The organism is Pseudomonas thivervalensis (assembly GCF_001269655.1).
In the GTDB taxonomy this organism is placed as follows: domain Bacteria; phylum Pseudomonadota; class Gammaproteobacteria; order Pseudomonadales; family Pseudomonadaceae; genus Aquipseudomonas; species Aquipseudomonas thivervalensis.
On record NZ_LHVE01000017.1, the window covers coordinates 83,234 to 106,011 of the forward strand.

The following is a 22,778-nucleotide window of genomic DNA, read 5'->3' on the forward strand; positions in this document are numbered from 1 at the left end:
AGAAAAGCGAGAAATGCATGCGATTGCAAGGCAGGCCCCCATGAAAACTTCCCTCCGCCCGCAAGAATTCACCACCACGTTCCAGACCGTCTCGACTTCGTTGCTGCTGCTTTCATCCATGGAGGTACAGGCCTGGCCTACCGAGGAGTCCACGCAGCCCTGGTATGGCCGAACACCGTCCACCCATCTCGATACCGCACGCTTTGCAACCGAGCCCCCTTCCGGCAAGAGCCCCGCCCTGTTCACCTTGCGAAACGACAGCGGCCATACCCAGCGCATGGGGCTGATCAGCGGACAAAACCAGATCATTTCAACCGGCGGCGGCCTGCTGGTGATGCCCGCCCTGGCCGACCCGGGCACAGATGCCCTGAACCTGAAAGGCTCGAGCCTCGGCGCCTATTGGAGCCTGACTGGCCCGGCAGGCTGGCACGTCGACCTCAGCGCCAGCGGCGGCCGGGTCAACGGCTACAGCCGCACCGAACAAGGCCAGCGCCAGACCACCGAAGGCCACGCGGTGACGCTGTCGGTAGAAGGTGGCTTCCCCATTGGCATCAGCACCCACTGGGTGGTCGAACCCCAAGCGCAACTGATCAACCAGCGCGTCACCCTCGACACACCGAATGCCGAGAACGGCACCGGTGATGAACTGAGCAGCTGGAGCGGCCGTGTTGGCGCACGCCTCAAAGGGAGCTACCAGGTCAACGGTCTCGGCGTGGAACCCTATCTACGAACCAACTTGTGGCACACCGTCCAGAACGCCGGCACCGTGTCCCTGGATAAAGTCGACAAGATCAGCAGCAGCCGAAAATCCTCCACCGTCGAAGTCGGCCTGGGCCTGGTGGCCCGGGTCACGCCGACGGTGAGCTTGTATGTCAGCGCCGACTACAGCAGTGACGTCGACGACAACGACCTCAACGGCGTCATTACCAGCATGGGGGTGCGGATGCGCTGGTGAGTGATCGATAGCTCGGCGTGTAGGAGCTGACGAGCGAAGCGAGGCTGCGATCTTTTGATCTTTCGCTTGGGACTCAAGTGTTTGGAGGAAGATCGCAGCCTCGTTGCACTCGTCAGCTCCTACACGGCGCCTACACAGCGTCTACAACGTAGTCCGGCGCAAGCAATCTGCCGCCACTTAAAAAACACCTCTATTAAGGCGTATAACGCTAAAAGCGTTTTATGCCTGCAAGCGTCTGCCCATGGCTCATTTCATTGATGGAGTAACGACATGACCACAGCCCCCTTCCTCGTCAACCTGTTTCCCGGTGCCGCCGACATCCCGGATGCCTACCGCCTCGAAGGCCGGATCGAGCAGCGCGAATACCTGGTCGATGGCGTCCTGAAAAGCTGGCAAGGGCCGCTGGCCGTCGTCCGCAGCCCCGTCTACCTGACCGGCGAGCTGGGTGACGAACAAGTCATTCTCGGCAGTACGCCGCTGCTGGATGCCGAGACTGCCCTCACCGCCCTGGACGCCGCCGTCCGGGCTTATGATCGCGGCCAGGGCCAGTGGCCGACGATGCGCGTCGCCGAGCGTATCCGCCATGTGGAAACCTTCCTGGCGCGCATGCGCGAGCAGCGCGAGGCCGTGGTCAAGTTACTGATGTGGGAGATCGGCAAGAACCTCAAGGACTCCCAGAAGGAATTCGACCGCACCTGCGATTACATCGTCGACACCATCAATGCCCTCAAGGAACTGGACCGCCGCTCCAGCCGGTTCGAGCTGGAACAGGACACCCTCGGGCAGATCCGCCGCGTGCCCCTGGGCGTGGCCTTGTGCATGGGGCCCTACAACTATCCGCTGAACGAAACCTTCACCACGCTGATTCCGGCGTTGATCATGGGCAATACCGTGGTGTTCAAGCCGGCCAAGCTCGGCGTCCTGCTGGTACGACCGCTGCTCGAAGCCTTCCGCGACAGCTTCCCGGCAGGCGTGATCAACGTGATCTACGGCAGCGGCCGGGAAACCGTCAGCGCGCTGATGGCCAGCGGCAAGATCGACATCTTTGCCTTCATCGGCACCAACAAAGCCGCCAGCGACCTGAAGAAACTCCACCCGCGCCCGCACCGTTTGCGTGCCGCCCTGGGGCTGGATGCGAAGAACCCCGGGCTGGTGTTGCCGGATGTGGACCTGGACAACGCGGTCAGCGAGGCATTGACCGGCTCGCTGTCCTTCAACGGCCAACGCTGCACGGCGTTGAAAATCCTGTTTGTCCATGAAGACGTGGCGCCGGCTTTCATCGAGAAATTCAACGCCAAGCTCGCCAGCCTGAAACCCGGCATGCCGTGGGAAGACGGGGTGGCGCTGACGCCATTGCCCGAAGCGGGTAAGGTCGATTACCTGCACGCATTGGTCGCCGATGCGGTCGCCAAGGGCGCGGAAGTGCAGAATGCCCACGGCGGCGAATCACGAAGCTCGTTCTTCTACCCGGCGGTGCTGTACCCGGTGAACACGGCGATGCGGGTCTACCACGAGGAACAATTCGGCCCGGTCGTGCCCATCGTCCCGTACCGCGACCTCAATACTGTCATCGATTACGTGCTGGAGTCCGACTTCGGTCAACAGCTCAGTATCTTCGGCACTAACCCGGCGGAAGTCGGCAAGCTGGTGGACACCTTCGCCAACCAGGTCGGCCGCATCAACATCAATGCGCAGTGCCAGCGTGGCCCGGACACGTTCCCCTTCAATGGCCGGAAAAATTCGGCCGAGGGCACCTTGTCCGTTCACGATGCGTTGCGCACCTTTTCCATCCGCACGCTGGTGGCGACCAAGTTCCAGGAAAACAACAAAGCGTTGATCAGCGACATCATCCGTGAGCGGGACTCCAATTTCCTGACCACGGACTACATCTTCTGATCCACGCCCGAACGGTGACTACGGCAGGGCTGGGCGACGCAACTTGATACCCCAGCCCTGTTGCATGCCGGCAGCCGCCAGCAGGATCGCCGCCACACCCAGCCATTGCAGCGGCTCGAGGCGATGGCCGAAGGCGAACCAGTCGACGAAGATCGCCGCGATCGGGTAGATGAACGACAGCGCCCCGGTCAACGCGGTCGGCAACCGTTGAATGGCGCTGTACAGCAGCACGTACATCACGCCGGTGTGCACCATGCCCAGGGTCAACAGGCTGGCCCAGGCCTGGGCATCTTGTGGCAAGGCCGAGAAATTCGCCCAAGGTGCCAACAGCAGTACACCGGTACTGACCTGGATCAGCGCGATCAGATGAGGTGGCGTGCCGGTCAGGCGCTTGATGATCAACGCCGCGATGGCATACAGCAACGCAGCCCCCAGCGCCAATGCGATGCCCAGCAGATAGTCATCTCCGCCCTGCCCCTGCTCACCATGGGCACTGACAATGGCCAGCATTCCGAGAAACGACACCGCCAGCCAGAACAGCTTTTGCGCAGTGATTCTTTCCCCCAGGAACAACGCCGCCAGCCCCACCAACATGAACGGCTGGACGTTATACACCGCCGTGCCGATGGCAATCGACGCGCGGGAGTAAGAGGCGAACAACAACACCCAGTTGCCGACGATCGCCACACCACTGAGCACCGCCAGCAGGAAGGTGGTACGGGTAAGGATGCCGGGGCGCAAAAATCCGAAACCGGCGCAGATCAACAACAAGGTCGCGGCGCCGAACACACAGCGCCAGAACACTACATCCAGCACCGGCAAACCGGAAACCAGTACGAACCAACCGATGGTTCCGGAAATCAGCATGGCGGCGGTCATTTCCAGCGAACCGCGGCGTAAGGTCTTGTCCATCTTCAGTCTCCTTCAGCAAGTGGGCACAGTATGCCGAGCCGACGGGGGGCTTCTCCATGGTTTGAAAAAGGCTAAACTCGACTTTCACCTTTTTTATCAAGGCAACTTCAAACATTCGCCTAATGGAGTTGAAATGACTGACGATATTGACCAGATCCTCATCAGTGCCCTGATGGAAGATTCCCGACGCTCGCTCAAGGCCCTGGCGAACCTCAGCGGCCTGTCCTCCCCCAGCGTCGCTGAGCGCCTTCGCCGGCTCGAAGAACGCGGCGTGCTCAGGGGCTACACCGTCGAGGTGGACCCCAAGTGCTTCGGCTATCAACTCCAGGCCATCGTGCGTATCCGCCCGTTGCCGGGACAGTTGCAGGAAGTGGAGCGGCAGATCCAGGCCATCGCTGAATTCACCGAATGTGACAAGGTCACTGGCGACGACTGCTTCATCGCGCGCCTGCACGTGCGCTCGATGGAACAGTTGGATACCGTGTTGGACAAGCTCAATGTCCATGCCGAGACCAATACGGCCATCGTCAAGAAGACACCGGTCAAGCGGCGGTTGCCGCCGATGGCGTAGGCGGGTTTGCCCCTAATGTGAGAGCGGGCTTGCTCGCGAAGGCGGTGGGTCAGTTTGCATTGATGTTGAATGTGCCGGCCACTTCGCGAGCAAGCCCGCTCCCACAGGTTTCGCGGTGCACATGGACTTCGTGCCTGCTGAAGATAGATACCCAAAAAAAACGGCGCTTTTCATCTCTGAAAAACGCCGTTTCTTCTATGTGAACAGCATCACGCCAAAGCGGACCTTTCACTCATCAAAATGCAATCAGTCGTCACGACCCATCAGGCCGAACAGCTGCAGCAAGCTGACGAACAGGTTGTAGATCGATACATACAGGCTGACAGTCGCCATGATGTAGTTGCGCTCGCCGCCGTGGATGATCGCACTGGTCTGGTACAGGATGCAGACCGACGAGAACAGCACGAAGCCAGCGCTGATCGCCAGTTGCAGGCCGCTGATCTGGAAGAAGAAGCTGGCCAGCACCGCACCCAGCAGGACAAAGAAACCCGCGGTGATGAAGCCGCCGAGGAAACTCATGTCCTTGCGGGAAATCAGCACGTAGGCCGACAGGCCACCAAATACCAGCGCGGTCATTGCAAAGGCCGAGCTGACCACTTCGGCGCCGCCCTGCATTTGCAGGTAGCGATTGAGGATCGGGCCGAGCAGGAAACCCATGAAACCGGTCAGGGCGAACGCCGACACCAGGCCCCACGCCGAATCACGGAGTTTGTTGGTGAGGAAGAAAAGGCCATAGAAACCGATCAGCACGACGAAGATGTTCGGGTAACCCACCCGCATCTGTTGTGCGACGTAGGCCATCACACCGCTGAAAGCGAGCGTGAGTGCCAGCAGGCCATATGTGTTGCGCAGGACGCGGCTAACCTCTAGCTGCTCAGCCTGCACGCTGTTGTTCACTGCGTAATCCTGTTCGCGCATGGCGACACTCCTCCGGTTTTGAAACATTCAGTGGCAAGGATCATAACAGACGCTCTGTAACAAGCTACGTAGAGAGTTTGACAGTGTGTTTCATTCGGGTATTATGGCGCCCGCAACGCAATACGGAGGTGTGGCCGAGTGGTTTAAGGCAACGGTCTTGAAAACCGTCGACTGTAACAGGTCCATGAGTTCGAATCCCATCGCCTCCGCCATTTTTCAACGTTAAAGCCCTGATTATTCAGGGCTTTTTCGTGTCTGGCATTCAGAATACCTACCCAGCTTCAGCATTGGACACCGCTATGGCGAACTCTACCCAGCCACTCAAGGAAAGAAAAATGACCAGCAAAACCATTGGCTCCATCGTTGCCGCAATCGTGGGCGTCGTCCTGTTGTGCGTATTCTTTGGCAGTTGGTACACGGTCGACGAGACCGAGCGCGGCGTGCTGCTGCGCAACGGCGCGCTGGTCGGGGTGGTTGAGCCAGGCCTGTCCTTCAAGACGCCATTCATCGAATCCGTACGGCTGATCAGCGTTCAGAGCCAGGTCACGGCCTACGAAGACCTCCAGGCCTATAGCAAGGATCAGCAGTCCGCCCAGCTCAAGGTGTCCGTGTCCTGGCATATCGCGCCCTCCGATGTGGCGAAGGTCTATACCCAGTTCAAGGATCTGGAAGGCATCCGCGACCGGATGATCAGCCGCCAGGTACCGACGCAGGTAGAAAACGTCTTCGGCAAGTTCAACGCCGTGGCTGCCGTGCAGAACCGCGTCCAACTGGTCAATGACATTTCCACGGCCATCAAGGCCACCATCACCGGGCCCGTGATCATCGACAGCGTACAGGTCGAGAACATCGATTTCAGTGACGCCTACGAAAAAGCCATCGAAGCGCGCATGGCCGCGGAAGTCCAGGTCAAGACTCGCGAACAACAGCTCGCCACCGAGCAGGTCCAGGCGCAAATCCGCGTGACCCAGGCCCAGGCAGAGGCTGATTCGCAAGTGGCCCAGGCCAAGGCAGACGCTCTGGCTACCGAGCTGCGCGGGAAAGCCGAAGCCGAGGCCATCAAGGCGCGGGCCCAGGCCCTGGCCAGCAACCAGAACCTGGTGGAGCTGACCAAGGCCGAACGCTGGAATGGCGTGCTGCCAACCACCGTCCTACCGAACAGCGCCATGCCCTTCATCGACATCAAGTAACCCCATTGGCGCGGCCTGCCTGGCCGCGCCAGCTCCATCCCGGAGCGCCCTCAGCACGCATCGCCCCGCTCGTTAGCGCTACACTCGGCAGTGAACCCGACGTTCATCGTTAGCAGGGAGCTCAACGTGCATCCAGGCAAAAGCAAACCGACACAACCCACCGTACGACGATTACCTCGCCTCCCCTTCGGCTCATGCCTTGAGCACCTCCCTCCCTTGGGGAATTCAGCGACGCCTTCGATAAGCACCCTGGACAGGAGCGCAGCGTGACCACTCTGATAAAAAAATATAAATGGCCCGCCCTGTTGGCCGTCGCGCTTATTGTCTTTTCTGCGCTGATATTCTTTCTGATCAAGTCATACACGTACGACTCGTCGACCTATTTCGAATCCCGCGATTTCATTCGCCAGCTCAAACAATCCGACGCGAACTGGAATAGCAAGATCCTGAGGAAAAAGATCGGCGTGAACAACAACCTGTCACTGGCGCCGCCACCCGAGGCCGACAGTCGCTGGCAGCAGTTGGAGCGGCTCAATAACGCCGGCCCCTTGGCGGCGCTTTGGGCGTCCAGGCGCAAAGGTTATGTGGATGCCGTCAAGAACAAGGCCTTGCTGGTGGAGCAATTCGAGCAACACAGCGCCCAACTACGAACATCCCTGGATGCGCTGCCACAGGTCGAAGACCAGATTCAAACGCGGCTCAAAGACATGAATATCGAAAGCCCCCTGGAGCGCCTGACCGCAGCGTCCAATGTGCTTGAATTGACCCTGACGACACTGGAGTTCGCGCTTTATGTCACGGCGGACAAAGCCAAGGAAGTGCAAGGCAGATTAACTGAACTGGAATCCTACATCGCCCGGTTATCCGCAACTGATCAGGCGCCGTTCATTTCCCTGGTCCAGCACGTGAGAACCATTGTCGAGGAACAGCCGGTCGTCAACGACCTGCTTGACCGCATCAGCGTCATTCCGGTTGCCCAGGAACTGGACAACATCAATGAGCTATTGAACGAGACACAGCGCAGGACAGCCGCAACGGACCGTCAGTACCACATATACCTGGCCGTGTGCGCCAGCCTGATGGCGCTGTTGATGATCTACCTGGCGGTACGGCTGGTTCGCAGTTACGCCTTGATCAACCAGATCAACCAGGCGCTGCAATCGTCCAACGAACGCCTGGAAGAACGCGTACAGGAGCGCACCCGCGAGCTGATGGAAGCCGAACGCGAACTGGTGGAGGCGGCCCGGATGGCGGGCATGGCCGAAATCGCGACGAATGTGTTGCACAATGTCGGTAACGTGCTCAACAGCGTGAATATTTCAGCCGAAGTGGTAACCCGCAAGTTGAGGCACAGCAAGACGTCGGGACTGGCGAGAGCGGTAAACATGATGAATGAACATGCTGAGGATCTGGGCCACTTCATTACCCATGATGAAAAAGGCCGGTTGCTGCCACGTTATTTCAACGAGTTGGCCGACTCCATCGCTGCCGAACAGGCGCTGCTGATCGATGAATTGGCGCAGTTGACCAAGAGCGTCGATCACATCAAGGAAATCGTCACGACTCAACAAACGTATGCGGGCGCCGCCAGGCTGATCGAACCGCTCAAGGTCAGCGACCTGTTCGAAGACGCGCTGCGCATGAACTCGGGCGCTCTCAGCCGGCACCACGTCACCGTCATCAAGGATTACCAGGACGTTCCCATGATTTTGGGTGACAAGCACAGGCTGTTGCTGATCCTGATCAACCTGATCAGCAACGCCAAGTTCGCGATGTCGCACACCGACGGACATCCGCGCGAAATGACCCTGGGAATCCGCATTCTCGACGAAACGACGCTATGCCTGAGCGTGAAGGACCGTGGCGAAGGCATTTCCCCGGAAAACCTGGCGCGCATCTTCAATCACGGTTTTACGACACGCAAGGACGGCCATGGGTTTGGCCTGCACAGCTGCGCCCTGGCGGCGGTAGAAATGAACGGCCGGCTGCACGTCCATAGCGATGGGCCGGGGCAAGGTGCCCTGTTTACCTTGGAGATCCCGCTGGAACTGGCCGGTGCCTGATCAGTAAGCTGCAGGCTGGCTTGCGCCATCGCGAGCAGGCTCGCTCCCACAGGGTCATGCTGTTCACTTTTGAAAAGCGCTTACCCTGTGGCGAGGGAGCTTGCTCCCGCTGGGCTGCGTAGCAGCCCCTTTTGGTGAGCGCCTCGCACTCAAGCGGGAGCAAGCTCCCTCGCCACGGGTTTGTCGACCCTATTTCGTGTTCCCTGCCCGGCCGCTACGGTTTCTCCGGGTTGGCAACGCAGCAGCATAGGCCAACGCTTCCTCGCGGGAAACAAAGGAGCCCAACCGGTCAGCCTGGGTACAGACTCGCCATGGGCCACTGTTTACGCTAAGCACGTCATAACCATTGATGTGCATTTTCGTCATCATTGCCGTACTCATAGTCACCTCCGACTTCAACCAAGGGTGCATCGCCTACCATACACGCTGATTGTCCACGGGGGCCGACCGAACGTCGGTAGCGCCTCAGTGGGAATCGGAATCCCACACCCAGTCCCAAAGCCCTGGCAGATGTACAGGCTCAGCGCTGCGATCGACCGTCCGAGCCAAGGCCGCTCGCTCCAGCGCTTGACGATCATCATAGAACGGCTTGGCGGCGGTCCTCACCCCTGTAGCCTTCGCGCTGTCAAGCAGGATTTGCAGGTATTCGCGAGCATGTCGGGCGGTATAACGATTGATGTCGTGAAACGTCACCACCACGGGGATAGCCCCGTCCACCGCAGGCAGTTGTCCGGCAGCGATGCGCTCACGCACTTCGGAGAGTTGTCGGATCAGGTTGATCCGCCGCCGTGGGCTCATCGTGATGCCCCAGACCTTGCCGTCATTTGCACTCATGTCGGTCAACAAAATGTGCAGGCCGTGTTGTCGGTAGGCAGCAGCGGTGCGCCTGTCAAAGCTCCAGAAGGGAGGCCTGACCAGGGACGGTGCCGCGCCGGTCATGGCGGCAATATCATTGCCACCGTTGGTGAGCGATTGCTCCAGTTCATCAGGGCTCAGGAATCGGTGATTGGTGTGCCAGTAGGTCGCCGTATGAAAACCCAGTACATGGCCTTCCTGCTGCTGACGGCGCATCACCGAACGACCGACGTCACTGCCACCGGACCGAGGCCCGCGTGTCTGTAGAAAAAACACGGCCTTGATGCCGGGCTGTACGGGATTGTCTGCGAGGGCATCCAGCACCGCCAGGCTGGGGTTCCAGAAAGGCGACGCGCTGGGACCATCATCGAATGTCAGCAGGAAACGGATCGGGGGTTGTTCGAGCAAGCGTTGCTCGGTTTGCGACGTCAGTTCGATGGGAGCGCCAATGCAGCCCGACAAACCAATGGCGAGGGCTGCGATGAACAGGACCCTGGCGATGTTTTTCATGTTTTGCCTTTAGTTGATGCCGCGTTCTTTCGCCTTTGGTCCCTGGCCGACGGTGTGATGAAGCCCACCTTGGAGAAGGGTAACCGGGTTTGGTTCCTTGCTGTGAACAATGGCGGTTCGCAAAATTTTCGGTTGCCCCGCGCTTGAGCCCGGGTGGCATTAATTTGACCGTCTGGAAATTCGATGGAATTTTCCGAATGCCTTTGTATCCATCCGTATAGAACTAATTAGGGAGGATTTATGGGCGGGCCATCGCTTTACATCATTGACTACATGCTCCATGGCGAACCCAAGTCGTTCATTATTCGCGCAGAAGTGATGAATAATTCCGAGGCTTGGCATTGGGCCAGTTGCGACGCGGGGGTCGGGCGCATACCGAAGTTTGGCAGGGAGAAGGTCAAGCGGGTTTCCAAACCCCTTGCGGAAAAATATGGCATTACCGATGTGCGCTGGCGGGCGAGCGTCGCGCCGTCCTGGGTCAAGGAGTCCGGCTGACATACTCACGACGTTATCGGCGCACCGGCTGTCCAGCCGGGCGCCGGATTCTTCGACAGATCCGAAAGAACTCAACTACGCTTAAACCACAGCAAGACCCGCCCCTGGCGGGTTTCGTGCTGCCTCATCAACCCTGAATGGAGGTGTGACATGTCCGAAAAAGAGTCCATCACCACCCTGCTCACCTTGCTGGAATCGCGCCAGGCCAGGCTCACGGCAGCCTGCAAGGAAATCGCCGACTGGGTCGACCACCAAGGCGGGCACCCTACCGCTGTACGCATCCGGGACCGGCTCAATGACATCGACAAGGATGCTCCGTCGATCCAGAGCGCGCTGACCTCACTCAAGCCCGCTGAACCGCCGCTGCCCAAGTTCCGCTGACGCGCCGCGCCAGCGGTGTTTCCCCCTGGGTTCTACCGGTTGGAAAACTGATGGAACGCGGGCTTTTTTTGCGCCTCGAAACTGATAGGCATGGGTGCAAAAAGCCGCAAAGGGAGAAATCACAATGAATGCCAGAATCCTGCTATTGATCGTTTGTGCGAGCCCCGCCGCCGTCATGGCCCAAGGCTGCGACGTCATCACCCGATCCCAGAGCCCGTCGGTGCCGGTGATCGAAAGCCATAGCTGCTACGAATACAAAGGTGTACCCGCCGAAACCCTCGATTGGTCTTGCAGCAACGAAAGCAAGGGAACGCTCAGCACCCAAAAGCGCAAAGTCGAGCGTTGTGCCCAAGGGTATGTGGCGACATGCCAGGCCAGGCTGACCCAGGAAGCGTTGGCCAACCCTCGCTCAACCAGTAAAGACAAGCGCGGCGGCTCGGCCAACCTTCCCGATAACGCCAACGTGGCGTGGTACTACTACGGCGTCGAGCAGTTGCAGCAGGCCCAGGAAGACTGCGAAACCACCGGCGGCGAGTGGAAGAACCAGTGACGGGCCGGCCCGCGCAACACCGTTTGTTCCTGGCTAGCCCTTGCTGTGTTCCGGTGACGACGGTGGCTCCTTGACGCCACGAGGCCCGGCGACGCCCCAGATGACCAGGCCCAGCACCGGCAGGACGATCAGCAGCAGCGCCCAGCCGGCCTTGGTGCCGGCCGACTTGTCGCTTCGAAACACACTGACGATCGCCCACAAGTCCACGAGCAGCAAAAGCACCGCCACAGCGATCCAGAAGTAACTGGCTAATTCAGACATGGTCCAATCCTCTTGTCGGTCTAAGGATTAGGCACAGCTGCTCAGTCGCCGTTCAAAGAATTTTCGCCCAGGGCACCTAACCCCGCTCATTCAGATAAGCGACCCACTGCTCATAGGCTTCATGTTGACGCTGGACCGCCTCATCCCAAGTCGATCCGCTCATTTGATGGACACATATGAGCTTCATCATTTCCGCTGTCGCCGTATCGAGCTCCACCAGGAGCTCATGGGATTTGATCTTGAAGTCTTCAACGGTGGTCATCTGTCTGTCCTTCCCCTTCGGGGCCAGCCATTGCACCCAAGATGGATTCATTTTTCGGGAGCTGATTCAATTTGAGGCGATAGCCGGTCGAAAGCCCGGCGCTGGCGGTCGGACAGATCGTCTGAAGCAATGACTGCCTAAATGAACTCAGTCGTTTCCAGCCCGCCGCGGTCGTACTGATAAGACTGTGAAAAAAATCGGGTATTTGAACGAGCAGTTAATGCCAGGCTCAAATATTGCAGATATATTTCAGTTTAATGACAGTCACAGATCGAGTACCGCCATGAAAATTCGAGCGACCGTCATCTGCGAGGACAATCGCCACATCCTGCTGGTTCGTAAAGCCAACAGCCGCTGGGCGTTACCCGGGGGCACCGTCGAACGCGGCGAAACCCATGCCGGGGCAGCCATTCGGGAATTGGCAGAGGAAACAGGCCTGGATGTCGAGAACCTGCTCTACCTGATGCGAATCAATGACGGCCAAACCGAGCATCATGTATTCGAAGCGTCGGTCGGCGACTTGACGGCGGCCAGGCCACAGAATGAAATCATCGATTGCCTCTGGCACCCACTGGATGCCATTGCCCAACTGCAAATGAAAAAGGGCATGCGGGATATCTTGGAGGCGTTTCGCCGTCGGTTGTGACGAGCTGGCACGGACAGTTGGAGCGAAGAAATCGTAAGCGTTCAAAAGCCGGATATGAACAAGGGTTTGCATTAGCTTTCGCTCGCAAACCCTTGATTTTATATGGTGCCCGAAGCCGGAATCGAACCGGCACGCCCTTACGAGCGGGGGATTTTAAGTCCCATGCGTCTACCAGTTTCGCCATTCGGGCGGTAGCGCGGTCAGTCCTGGCAACATCGGTAAATCCGATGTCCTGGCTGGTGCAGCAAGAGGGGGAATATATACATCCCTCCCCCGTGAAGCAAGGTGGCTCATGCCCTTTTCAAGACAAAAACTTTCAAATGCTTCGCAAATAAAAAAGCTCTGTAAATCATAGATCTACAGAGCTTTTTAAAAGTGGAGGCCGAAGTCGGAATCGAACCGGCGTAGGTGGATTTGCAATCCACTGCATAACCATTTTGCTATTCGGCCTCAAGACGCTTGATGCGATGCAGCTACATCAACCGCGGTACAAACCTGATCAGGAAACAGGACAATTACTCAGCGCTATCTCCTTGAAAACATTGAGATTTTTTACGTCCCAGTGCGTTCGATGGGCGCAATTATGTACTCATTTACCTAGGCTGACAACCCCTTGATTTCAAAAAAAAATCGTCGAACGGTCGGCTTTGCCCTTCCCTGGCCAAACCTGCCGGCGAAGCCCTGACTGCCTGGCGAACCTCTGGACCACAGCGCCATGATTCGCCTCATCGGAAAGCACGCACGTTGATGGAACAACCGCACCTGCCCTCGGTTCATTCCTTATGTCGCCCCTGGAGAATGAGGAAACCATCATGTCTGAACGACCCAAGCTGGTTGCGAGCCGGGCAGCCGTGCCGACCCCGTCGCACCCCAATCTCGGCACACCGGAACGGACAGTGTCTCTGCTGGCCGGCACGCTGCTGATCGCCAACGGGCTGCGTCAGGGCGGGCTCCGAGGCTGGCCCCAGGTGCTGTTGGGCGCTTGTGCCGCCTGGCGTGGCTATTCGGGCACGTGCAGGATCAAGCGTGCGCTGACCCACACCCCGTTCGAGCAGGCCTTTGAACAGGATCGCGACTGGAGCGGCAGCAAGATCATCTCCCGCAGCATTACGGTGGGCAAGCCACGGGAAGAGGTTTTCGCGTTCTGTCGCAACCCAGGCAACCTGGGCGCACTGGTGCCTTGGATCGATGCGATCGAACAGACCGGTGAGCACACCTACCGCTGGGTGGCCCACGGTCCGATGGACAAGACCCTGCACTGCGACATCGAACAGAACGAGCCCAAGGACGGCCGCAAGCTGCATTGGACTGCCGGCCCGGGTACACGATTCAAGCATGACATCCAGATGCACTTCAATGACGCGCCTGCCGGCCGAGGCACGCAGCTCAAGGTCATCGTCGCCTGCCAGGCTCCCCTCGGTGCCGCGGGATATGCCTTGGCCGCGGCCATTTCCAAGTTCTCGGACAAAGCCTTGTTGCACCTGCTGCGCAGCATCAAGCAACAACTGGAAACCGGCGAAGTGAGCACCAACCGCATGCACGCCTCTGGTACGAAGGACTTCCTGTTCGTTCATCCGGCCAAAGAGGCCCCTCAAACACCGCCCTACCAGCCTTCTACTGGAGGTAACGCCTGATGCGCGCATTGACTTGGCAAGGCCCTAACCAACTACAAGTCGAAACCGTCGACGATCCGTCCATCCTCAACCCCCGCGACGCGATCGTACGGGTGCAGATGTCGTCGGTGTGCGGATCAGACCTGCATTTGCTGGGCGGCTACGTGCCGACCATGCAGGCCGGCGATATCATTGGCCATGAGTTCATGGGCGAAGTCGTGGAGGTCGGCTCCGCCGTCAGGTCGTTCAGCAAAGGCGACCGGGTTGTCACGGTATCGATCATCGGTTGCGGCGAATGCGAACATTGCAGGCGCTCGGATTTTTCCTGCTGTGACAACTCCAACCCCAACCCCAGCGCAACAGACATCGCCTATGGCCAACCGGCGTGCGGCATCATCGGCTACAGCCATGCGTTTGGCGGTTATGCCGGCAGTCACGCGACCTATATCCGCGTACCGTTCGCCGACGTCAACCTGTTCAGCATCCCCGACGGTGTCCGCGACGAACAGGCGGTATTCGTCTCCGACGCCGTGCCCACCGGTTATTTCGCTGCCGATAACGCCAATATCCAACGGGGCGATACGGTGGCGGTATGGGGGTGTGGCGGGGTCGGACTGATGGCGATTTCCAGCGCCTACCTGTTGGGGGCCGAACGGGTCATAGCGATCGATCGCTTGCCCGACCGCTTGCAACTGGCCGAAGAAAAAGCCGGCGCCATCGCCCTCAATTATGAAACCACCGACGTGCATGCCGCCCTGCTGGAGCTGACCGGTGGCCGGGGTCCGGATCGCTGCATCGACTGCGTGGGCATGGAAGCCCACGGCACAGAGATCGATTACTTCTACGACAAGACCAAGCAGATGATGCGCCTGCACACTGAACGCGGGACCGTGCTGCGCCAATCGATCCGGGCCTGTCGCAAAGGCGGCACCGTGTCGGTGGTCGGCGTGTATGGCGGGCTGCTGGACAAGTTCCCGATGGGGGCCATCGTCAATAAATCCTTGACCTTGCGCGCCGGCCAGCAACCGGGGCAGCGTTATGTGGAGCGATTGTTCGAGCACATCCAGAAAGGTGAACTGGACCCTTCCTATCTGCTGACCCACCCGATGGGGTTGGAGCAGTCGGTGGAAGGTTATGCGATGTTCAAGGAGAAGACGCAGAACTGTCTGCGAGCGGTGTTTCGGCCAGAGTGACGATCGAACTTGTGGCGAGGGAGCTTGCTCCCGCTGGTTGCGCAGCAGCCTTGAGGCAGGCGGCTCGGTCTGTGGTGCGCTGATTGGAAGTTTGGGGCCGCTCCGCGACCCAGCGGGAGCAAGCTCCCTCGCCACAAAGAATGTCAGCGATCTTGGAGGCAGTCGCAGCCTTGCACCATTATGGGTAACATACCGGCCTTCCCCGCAGCCCTTCTGCGTCCTGCCAAATAAGCCCATTCCATGCCTTTCGAACTCAGCGTTGACCTCACTACCCTCGCTATCCTTGCCGTTGTCGCCTTCATTGCCGGTTTCATCGATGCCATCGCCGGCGGCGGTGGGCTGCTGACCACGCCGGCGCTGCTGACTGCAGGTTTGCCGCCTCACCTGGTCCTGGGGACCAACAAACTCAGCTCGACCTTCGGCTCCGCCACGGCCAGCTTCACGTTCTACAAGCGCAAGCTGTTCCACCCAAGGCAGTGGACCCATGCCCTCGTCGGCACACTGGTCGGGGCCCTGACCGGCGCCATTGTCGCCCATTACCTGCCGGCCGAATGGCTGAACAAGATGCTGCCGGTAATCGTCTTCGCCTGCGGCCTGTACCTGTTGTTTGGCGGCACACCCAAGGCACCGCTGGACAGCGACGCACCGATCAAGAAGAAGTGGCAGTCTCCCCAGGGGTTCAGCCTGGGCTTCTATGACGGCGTGGCCGGGCCGGGCACCGGTGCGTTCTGGACCGTCAGCAGCCTGCTGCTCTACCCCATCGATCTGGTCAAGGCCAGTGGCGTGGCCCGCAGCATGAATTTCGTCAGCAACATCGCGGCGCTGTCGGTGTTCATCTTTTCCGGCCAGGTGGACTGGGTCATCGGCCTGAGCATGGGCCTGTCGGTGATGGTCGGCGCGTTCTTCGGTGCTCGCACCGCCATCAGTGGCGGCGCGAAATTCATCCGACCGGTGTTCATCACCGTGGTGCTGGGCTTGACCGTGCGCCTAGCCTGGCAGCACTGGTTCAGCGTGGCCTAAACGCCGCGCCACATACAGGTCGATCAGGTAGCGGGCGATCGAGCGCGAGGCCGGCAACGGTGGCAGGTCGTGGACGTTGAACCATTGGGCGTCCTCGATTTCATCTTCCTGGGGCACGATGTCGCCGCTGGCATATTCGGCATGGAAACCCAGCATCATCGAATGAGGGAACGGCCAGCACTGGCTGCCCATGTACTGGATGTTCTTTACCTCGATACTGACTTCTTCACGCACTTCGCGGACCAGGCAATCCTCAGCCGACTCGCCGGGCTCGGCAAACCCCGCCAGGGTGCTGTAGACCCCCGTGACGAAACGCGGCGAACGGGCCAGCAGGACTTCATCGCCGCGGGTAATCAACACGATCATGCTCGGTGAAATCCGTGGGTAATGGCGCAGGTCGCAGGCGTCGCAATACATGGCCCGCTCCAATGGAATCTGGCTCATGCGCGTGCCGCAACTGCCGCAGAAACGATGTTCCCGAGCCCAAGTGCCGACCTGCGCCGCATAACCCAACACCTTGTACAGCGTGTGGTCGTCCTCGAGCATGAACGCCCGCAGGCCTTTCCAGTTGCAACCGGGGATGTCCAACGGGCTATGCAATTCCAACAGGTAGACCGGCTCGCCATCCAGGTGACCAATACCGTGTTCGGCGAGGATCGACAAATCCTGGCGCTTGAGCCATTCGCGGGGAAACAGCGCGCCATTGTCATCGAACAGAAAACCTTCCGGACTACGGGCGACGGCCCAGCCGCCAGGAAGATCGGTATCGAGTACTGCGGTGGTCCAGCGTGAAATCATGGTCAGTCAGTCCAGAAATTCGGGTTTCTGTTTGCTCATATGGGCGGCCATGGCCACGCGCAGGTCGGTCGATTGCAACATGGCGGCGTTCCAGGTGGCGACGTATTCCAGGCCGTCATCGATGCTGTGGTCGCGCATGTAGCTGATCATTGCCTTGGTGCCGGTCACGGCAATCGGCGACTTGGCGGCTATTTCCCGAGCGATGCCCATCACGCCGTCGAGCAGGCTGGCGGTGTCGCTGTAGACACGATTGACCAGACCGATGCTGCGCGCTTCGTCGGCACCGAAGGTGCGCCCCGTATAAGCGAGTTCACGCAGCATGCCGTCCCCGATGATCCGGGGCAAGCGTTGCAATGTGCCAACATCGGCGGCCATGCCGATATCGATTTCCTTGATGGAGAACTGGGCGTCCTCGGCGGCATAACGCATGTCGCACGCGGAGATCAGGTCAATGGCACCGCCCAGGCAATAACCCTGGATGGCCGCAAGCACCGGCTTGCGGCACTTGTCCACGGCGTTGAACGACGCTTGCAGCTGCAGGATCTTGCGCCGCAGCAGCCGTGCGTTGCGCCCCACGTCCTTGCCCAGTTCGTTGGCCACGCCCGCGAGCATCATCAGGTCGATGCCGGAGGAAAAATGCTTGCCGGCACCGCTGAGCACCACCACCCGCGCTTCATCGGTGTCGTCGATCCATTGGAAGATCTCGATGATCTCGCGCCAGAAAACCGCGTTCATCGCGTTGATCTTTTCCGGGCGGTTGATCTGCACATGGGCGATATTGTCTGCAAGTTCGACGTTGAACGCTTGGTATTGCGACATGGCAGTGATCCTTTACCGGCTGAAAAGAGGCCTGAACTATAACAAGCCATCGCCACGGGACGTAGGCAGTGCATCGGCCAAAAGCGGGACTGTTGGCAGCCATAACTCTGTGGCGAGGGAGCTTGCTCCCGCTGGGCTGCGTAGCAGCCCCCTATTTTATGAGCGCTGCGCACTCAAGCGGGAGCAAGCTCCCTCGCCACAAAAGCACGTTGCGGCGCTACCCAATCATTCAGGGCTTCTCGTCCGCCTGCAACTGCCCATCCCAACCCCCACCCAGCGCCGCAATCAATTGCACACTGGCAATCAGGCGGCTCTGCTGCAGGCTCAGCACGCTGCGTTCGTTGCTCAGCGCCGTGGCCTGCACAGTGACCACGTCGAGGTAGGCAATCAATCCGGCCTTGTACTGGTTCTGTGTCAGGCGCAGGGATTCCCGGGCGGCGTCCAGGGCTTCCTGGCGCACGCGGGCTTCGTCTTCCAGCACCTTGAGCTGGATCATGTAGTTTTCCACCTCGCGCAAGCCGTCGAGCACGGTCTGGCGATAGGTGGCGACAGTCTGGTCGTAGGCCGCGACGGTACGGTCGACCTCCGCCGAGCGCTGGCCGCCATCGAACAGCGTCATCGCCAATTGCGGCCCGACCGACCAGAAGCGGTTCGGCACGCTCACCCAGTTGTCATAGGTACTGCTGCTGTAGCCGCCGCTGAGGCTCAGGGTCAGGTCCGGGTAATACGCGGCCTTGGCAACGCCGATGTTGGCGTTGGCGGCCATCACCGAGCGCTCCGCCGAGGCGATGTCCGGCCGGCGCTCGAGCAGTTGCGACGGCAGCGCCACCGGGATTTGCGGCAGTGTCGGAATGTTCTGGGACTCGGCCAGGTTGAATTCGGCCGGAGGCAGGCCGATCAGCACGGCGATGGCGTTTTCGAACTGGGCCCGTTGCCAGATCAGATCGATCAGGTCGCCCTGGGTGGTCTTGAGCTGGTTCTGCGCCTGGGCCACCGCGTCCTTGCCGGACACCCCGGCGCGGTACTGGTTTTCGGTCATTTTCAGCGAGCGCTGGTAGTTGTCGACGGTGGTCTGCAACAAGCGCTTCTGCTCATCGATCACCCGCAACTGCAAGTAATTCTGCACCAGTTCCGATTGCTGGCTCAGGCGCATCGCCGCGAGGTCGGCGAAACTGGCTTGCGCGCTCGCCTCATCAGCTTCCAGGGTACGGCGCAACTTGCCCCACACGTCCGCCTCCCAACTGACGCCGGCCTGGGCACTGTAGGTGTCGCGAATACCGCTGGAGGAACTGCTCAGGCTCGAACTGCTGCTACCGGTGCCCTGGCTGGAACGCGTCTTGCCAACGGTCAGGTCCACGGTGGGGAAAAAGGCGCCACGGGCATTGCGCACCAGCGCCTGGGCCTGCCGGTACTGGGCTTCGGCCTGGGCCACGGTCTGGTTGGATGCATTGAGCTTGTCCACCAGGCCATTGAGTTGAGGATCGCCGTAGAGCTCCCACCAGGCGCCCCGGGCCAGTGCATCGCTGGGATTGGCCTGGCGCCAGCCCTGGGCCTCCTTGTACTGCACCGGAGCGGCAGCCGCGGGACGCTGGTAGTCCGGGCCGATGGCGCAGGCGCTGAGCATCGCCACGCACAGCGCCAGGCTCAGCACCCGCGAACCGCGGGCGGTCGCCAGCGTGGCGGCAAGATTGAAAGGCGAACGGTCGGTCATAGCGGAGTTTCCAGGGCAGCATCAGTGCGCACGCCACGCCAGCGGTTGAAGCGATGGCGCAGCTTGTCGAGATAAAGGTAAACCACCGGCGTGGTATAGAGCGTCAGCACCTGGCTGAACACCAGCCCGCCGATGATGGTCAGGCCCAGCGGTTGGCGCATTTCCGAGCCTTCGGCGGCGCCGAGCAGCAGCGGCAAGGCGCCCAGGATCGCCGCCAATGTGGTCATCAGGATCGGCCGCAACCGCAACAGGCAAGCACTGCGAATCGATTCCAGCGGCGTCTGCCCGGCACGCTCCAGCTGCAAGGCCAGATCGATCATCAGGATGGCGTTTTTCTTCACCACGCCGATCAGCAGGAACAGCCCCAACAACGAGATCAGGCTGAACTCGCTGCCCAGTGCGTAGATCGACAGCAAGGCGCCGACCCCGGCCGAGGGCAAGGTGGACAAGATGGTCAGCGGATGAATGTAGCTTTCATACAGCACCCCCAACACCAGGTACACCGCCAGCAACGCGCCGAGGATCATGAACGGCTGGCTCTTCTGGGTCGCGGCGAACGCGTCGGCGGTGCCGGCCATCTTCACGATGACATCCTCGGGCATCCCGAGCTTGGCAATCGTCCGCTCGATGGCGGCGGTGCCCTGCTCCACCGTGACGCCTTCGGCCATGTCGAAGGAGATGCCCTCGGAAGCGAACTGGCCTTCATGGCTGACCCGATCGTCCTCCAGGCTGTTCTCGTAATGGGCAATGGTCGACAGCGGCACGCGTGCGCCGTCAGCGGTGATCACCTGGACCTGTTCGAGGGTGCTCGGGTCCTGGGCGTACTTGGGATTGACCTCCATCACCACCTGGTACTGGTTGAGGCTGTCATAGATGGTGGAAATCTGCCGTTGGCTGTAGGCGTTGTTGAGCACCGAGGTGACCATGTCCATGTCGATGCCCAGGCGCTTGGCCTGGTCACGATCCACCACCAGCGTCACTTGCTGCGCCCCGCCACCGTCGCGGGCATCGATGGCGGTCAGTTCCGGCAAGGCCCGGAAGGCCGCCACGACCTTGGGGTACCAGGTGCGCAACGACGCCAGGTCGGCGCTTTGCAGGATGTAGGAATATTGGGAAGTGGTCTGCTCGCGACCGCCCCCGAACTGCAGGTCCTGGTCGGCCATCAACATCAACTGGGCGCCGGGGACCTTGGGCATTTCTTTACGAAGGCGCTCGATGACCTTTTGCGCAGAAATATTACGTTCCTTGATCGGCTTGAGGCGCACCAGCATGAAGGCGTTGTTGGTGCCGTTGTTGCCGCCGATGAAGCCGGCGACGCTTTGCACCGCCTCGTCCTTGAGCACGGCGCGGCGGAAGATTTCCATCTTCGGCTGCATCACGCCGAACGACAATCCATCGTCGCCACGCACAAAACCGATCAGTTGGCCGGTGTCCTGCTGCGGCATGAAGGTTTTCGGCACAACCACATACAACGCGACGTTTACGCCGATGGTCACCAGCAGGCTCAGCAAGGTCAAACGCCGATGGCGCAGCACCCAGTCCAGGCTGGAGGCGTAGCCACGGACCATCCGTTCATTGAGTCGTTGGCTCCAGCGCTGCAAGCGGTTTTCCTGCCCGGGTACGTGGGGCTTGAGCCAACGGGCGCAGAGCATCGGCGTGAGGGTCAGCGAGACCACCAGCGACACCACGATGGACGCCGCCAGGGTGATGGAAAACTCGCGGAACAGGCTTTCGATGATGCCGCCCATGAACAGGATCGACAGGAACACCGCCACCAGCGAGACGTTCATCGACAGCAAGGTGAAGCCCACTTCCTCGGCGCCCCGGTACGCCGCCTCCATCGGCGGCACGCCTTCATCGATGTGCCGGGAAATGTTTTCCAGCACCACGATGGCGTCGTCCACCACCAGCCCGGTCGCCAGGATCAACGCCATCAACGACAGGTTATTCAGGGAGAAACCGTACAAGTACATCACCGCAAACGTGCCCACCAGCGACACCGGCACCGCCAGGGTCGGGATCAGCGAGGCGCGGAAGTTGCCGAGGAACAGGAACACCACCAGCACCACCAGGGCCACGGCGATCAGCAGGGTCATTTCCGCTTCATGCAACGTCGCCTTGATCACCGGCGAGCGATCCATCGCCAGGTTCAGCTTGACGCTGGCCGGCAGCACGGCCTGCAATGCCGGCAGTTGCGCCTTGATCTCGTTGACCGTCTCGATGATATTGGCGCCGGACTGACGGTTGATCACCAGCAACACGGCGGCATCGTCATTGAAGAAACCGCTGTTGTAGCGGTCCTCGACGCTGTCGGTGACTTTCGCCACGTCCTTGAGCCGCAGCACCGAGCCATCCTGATAGCGGATCACCAGCGTTTCGTAGTCCTTGGCTTTTTCCAACTGGTCGTTGGCCTGGACCTGCCACATGCGCCGGTCGTCCTCCACCGAACCCTTGGGCCGGCGCACGTTACTGTCAGCAATGGCGGTGCGCACATCGTCCAGGGCCACGCCGTACTGATTGAGCAACTGCGGCTCCAGCTCGATGCGCACCGCCGGCAACGAGCTGCCGCCGATCTGCACCTCGCCGACGCCCGACACCTGGGACAGGCTCTGGGACAGGATGGTCGACGCCAAATCGTAGAGCTGGCCTTTTTCCAGCACATCCGAAGTCAGCGACAGCACCATGATCGGCGCCTGGGACGGGTTGACCTTTTTATAGGTGGGCATGCTGCGCATGCCGCTGGGCAACAGGTTGCGCGAGGCGTTGATGGCCGCCTGCACTTCCCGGGCGGCGCCGTTGATGTCACGGTCCAGGTCAAATTGCAGGATGACGCGGGTCGAGCCCTGGCTGGAACGGCTGCTCATGGTGTTGACCCCGGCGATGGCGCCGAAGGAGCGCTCCAGGGGCGTTGCCACTGTCGAGGCCATCACCTCGGGGCTGGCCCCTGGCAGGTTGGCCTGGACCACGATCACTGGGAAATCCATTTGCGGCAGCGGCGAAACCGGCAGCAGGCCGAAGCAGACGCCACCGAGCAGCATGATCGCGAAGCTCAGGAGCATGGTTGCTACGGGGCGGCGGATGAAGGGGCCGGAGAGGTTCATCGGCCGCAGCCCCTTGCTTCAATGGACAGGCTTTCGTGGCGAGGGAGCTTGCTCCCGC

General features: G+C 60.2%; 22 protein-coding genes and 3 tRNA genes. 13 read left to right on the plus strand and 12 right to left on the minus strand.

Features of this window, described 5'->3' with window-relative positions; all coding sequences use genetic code 11:
- The first annotated feature begins 40 nt into the window (after positions 1–40).
- Both AD659_RS23440 and AD659_RS23445 read left to right on the plus strand, forming a co-directional pair.
- Positions 41–955, plus strand: a complete 915-nt coding sequence (locus tag AD659_RS23440) for an autotransporter domain-containing protein (protein ID WP_053125500.1) — start codon at positions 41–43, stop codon at positions 953–955.
- A 270-nt stretch (positions 956–1,225) separates the two neighbouring features.
- Entirely contained in the window at positions 1,226–2,851 is a 1,626-nt protein-coding gene (locus tag AD659_RS23445; protein WP_053125501.1) for an NADP-dependent glyceraldehyde-3-phosphate dehydrogenase, read from the plus strand.
- 18 nt (positions 2,852–2,869) lie between these two features.
- Here the strand turns inward: AD659_RS23445 and AD659_RS23450 are convergent, their stop codons facing one another.
- Positions 2,870–3,763, minus strand: a complete 894-nt coding sequence (locus AD659_RS23450) for a DMT family transporter (RefSeq protein ID WP_053125502.1) — start codon at positions 3,761–3,763, stop codon at positions 2,870–2,872.
- A 133-nt stretch (positions 3,764–3,896) separates the two neighbouring features.
- Here AD659_RS23450 and AD659_RS23455 point away from each other — a divergent pair, with 133 nt between their 5' ends.
- Positions 3,897–4,334, plus strand: a complete 438-nt coding sequence (locus AD659_RS23455; protein ID WP_053125503.1) for an Lrp/AsnC family transcriptional regulator — start codon at positions 3,897–3,899, stop codon at positions 4,332–4,334.
- A 246-nt stretch (positions 4,335–4,580) separates the two neighbouring features.
- Here the strand turns inward: AD659_RS23455 and AD659_RS23460 are convergent, their stop codons facing one another.
- Positions 4,581–5,252 (minus strand): Bax inhibitor-1/YccA family protein, encoded by a 672-nt coding sequence (locus AD659_RS23460; RefSeq protein WP_014338124.1) that lies wholly within the window; start codon positions 5,250–5,252, stop codon positions 4,581–4,583.
- Between the two features lie 124 nt (positions 5,253–5,376).
- Between AD659_RS23460 and AD659_RS23465 the strand changes: the two genes are divergently transcribed.
- The 3 genes from AD659_RS23465 to AD659_RS23475 all read left to right on the plus strand — a co-directional run bounded on the left by AD659_RS23465 (position 5,377) and on the right by AD659_RS23475 (position 8,505).
- Positions 5,377–5,464: transfer RNA gene (locus AD659_RS23465), tRNA-Ser, on the plus strand.
- A gap of 123 nt (positions 5,465–5,587) precedes the next feature.
- Positions 5,588–6,442, plus strand: coding sequence for a prohibitin family protein (locus AD659_RS23470; RefSeq protein WP_053125504.1), 855 nt, complete (start codon positions 5,588–5,590; stop codon positions 6,440–6,442).
- Between the two features lie 266 nt (positions 6,443–6,708).
- The gene (locus AD659_RS23475) at positions 6,709–8,505 is read left to right on the plus strand and encodes a DAHL domain-containing protein (RefSeq protein WP_053125505.1); all 1,797 of its coding nucleotides are present in this window, start codon (positions 6,709–6,711) and stop codon (positions 8,503–8,505) included.
- Between the two features lie 189 nt (positions 8,506–8,694).
- On the opposite strand, the gene AD659_RS30290 is transcribed toward AD659_RS23475, so the two are convergent.
- Both AD659_RS30290 and AD659_RS23480 read right to left on the minus strand, forming a co-directional pair.
- Entirely contained in the window at positions 8,695–8,886 is a 192-nt protein-coding gene (locus tag AD659_RS30290) for a DUF2188 domain-containing protein (RefSeq protein WP_082342035.1), read from the minus strand.
- Positions 8,887–8,970: 84 nt separating this feature from the next.
- The gene (locus AD659_RS23480) at positions 8,971–9,870 is read right to left on the minus strand and encodes a polysaccharide deacetylase family protein (protein WP_053125506.1); all 900 of its coding nucleotides are present in this window, start codon (positions 9,868–9,870) and stop codon (positions 8,971–8,973) included.
- A gap of 240 nt (positions 9,871–10,110) precedes the next feature.
- Between AD659_RS23480 and AD659_RS23485 the strand changes: the two genes are divergently transcribed.
- From AD659_RS23485 to AD659_RS23495, 3 genes are all read left to right on the plus strand, one after another.
- Positions 10,111–10,365: a DUF6555 family protein gene (locus AD659_RS23485; protein ID WP_053125507.1), complete on the plus strand. Its 255-nt coding sequence runs from the start codon at positions 10,111–10,113 to the stop codon at positions 10,363–10,365.
- Between the two features lie 150 nt (positions 10,366–10,515).
- Positions 10,516–10,746, plus strand: coding sequence for a hypothetical protein (locus AD659_RS23490; protein WP_003201752.1), 231 nt, complete (start codon positions 10,516–10,518; stop codon positions 10,744–10,746).
- 124 nt (positions 10,747–10,870) lie between these two features.
- Entirely contained in the window at positions 10,871–11,296 is a 426-nt protein-coding gene (locus tag AD659_RS23495; RefSeq protein ID WP_053125508.1) for a hypothetical protein, read from the plus strand.
- Positions 11,297–11,329: 33 nt separating this feature from the next.
- Here the strand turns inward: AD659_RS23495 and AD659_RS23500 are convergent, their stop codons facing one another.
- Together AD659_RS23500 and AD659_RS23505 are read right to left on the minus strand one after the other, a co-directional pair.
- Complete coding sequence (locus tag AD659_RS23500) at positions 11,330–11,557, minus strand: PLD nuclease N-terminal domain-containing protein (RefSeq protein ID WP_053125509.1); 228 nt, start codon at positions 11,555–11,557, stop codon at positions 11,330–11,332.
- A 76-nt stretch (positions 11,558–11,633) separates the two neighbouring features.
- Positions 11,634–11,819, minus strand: coding sequence for a hypothetical protein (locus AD659_RS23505; protein WP_024618849.1), 186 nt, complete (start codon positions 11,817–11,819; stop codon positions 11,634–11,636).
- Between the two features lie 283 nt (positions 11,820–12,102).
- On the opposite strand from AD659_RS23505, the gene AD659_RS23510 reads away from it, so the two are divergent.
- Positions 12,103–12,465, plus strand: a complete 363-nt coding sequence (locus AD659_RS23510) for an NUDIX hydrolase (protein ID WP_053125510.1) — start codon at positions 12,103–12,105, stop codon at positions 12,463–12,465.
- Positions 12,466–12,568: 103 nt separating this feature from the next.
- On the opposite strand, the gene AD659_RS23515 is transcribed toward AD659_RS23510, so the two are convergent.
- A tRNA-Leu gene (locus tag AD659_RS23515) sits at positions 12,569–12,655 on the minus strand.
- Positions 12,656–12,841: 186 nt separating this feature from the next.
- Positions 12,842–12,915: transfer RNA gene (locus AD659_RS23520), tRNA-Cys, on the minus strand.
- 362 nt (positions 12,916–13,277) lie between these two features.
- Between AD659_RS23520 and AD659_RS23525 the strand changes: the two genes are divergently transcribed.
- From AD659_RS23525 to AD659_RS23535, 3 genes are all read left to right on the plus strand, one after another.
- Positions 13,278–14,099, plus strand: a complete 822-nt coding sequence (locus tag AD659_RS23525) for an SRPBCC family protein (RefSeq protein WP_063680153.1) — start codon at positions 13,278–13,280, stop codon at positions 14,097–14,099.
- Positions 14,099–15,271, plus strand: a complete 1,173-nt coding sequence (locus tag AD659_RS23530; RefSeq protein ID WP_053125512.1) for a zinc-dependent alcohol dehydrogenase — start codon at positions 14,099–14,101, stop codon at positions 15,269–15,271. Before AD659_RS23525 ends, AD659_RS23530 begins: the two co-directional genes overlap by 1 nt.
- Positions 15,272–15,511: 240 nt before the next feature.
- Positions 15,512–16,291, plus strand: a complete 780-nt coding sequence (locus AD659_RS23535) for a TSUP family transporter (RefSeq protein ID WP_053125513.1) — start codon at positions 15,512–15,514, stop codon at positions 16,289–16,291.
- Here AD659_RS23535 and nudC read toward each other — a convergent pair.
- The 4 genes from nudC to AD659_RS23555 form a co-directional block, all read right to left on the minus strand.
- Positions 16,259–17,089: an NAD(+) diphosphatase gene (nudC, locus tag AD659_RS23540; RefSeq protein ID WP_053125514.1), complete on the minus strand. Its 831-nt coding sequence runs from the start codon at positions 17,087–17,089 to the stop codon at positions 16,259–16,261. The genes AD659_RS23535 and nudC overlap by 33 nt on opposite strands.
- Before the next feature lie 6 nt (positions 17,090–17,095).
- The gene (locus AD659_RS23545; protein ID WP_053125515.1) at positions 17,096–17,908 is read right to left on the minus strand and encodes a crotonase/enoyl-CoA hydratase family protein; all 813 of its coding nucleotides are present in this window, start codon (positions 17,906–17,908) and stop codon (positions 17,096–17,098) included.
- A 229-nt stretch (positions 17,909–18,137) separates the two neighbouring features.
- Positions 18,138–19,619, minus strand: coding sequence for an efflux transporter outer membrane subunit (locus tag AD659_RS23550; protein ID WP_053125516.1), 1,482 nt, complete (start codon positions 19,617–19,619; stop codon positions 18,138–18,140).
- Positions 19,616–22,720 carry an efflux RND transporter permease subunit gene (locus tag AD659_RS23555; RefSeq protein WP_053125517.1) on the minus strand — a complete coding sequence of 1,035 codons (3,105 nt, stop codon included), beginning with the start codon at positions 22,718–22,720 and terminating at the stop codon, positions 19,616–19,618. Before AD659_RS23555 ends, AD659_RS23550 begins: the two co-directional genes overlap by 4 nt.
- Between the last annotated feature and the right edge of the window lie 58 nt (positions 22,721–22,778).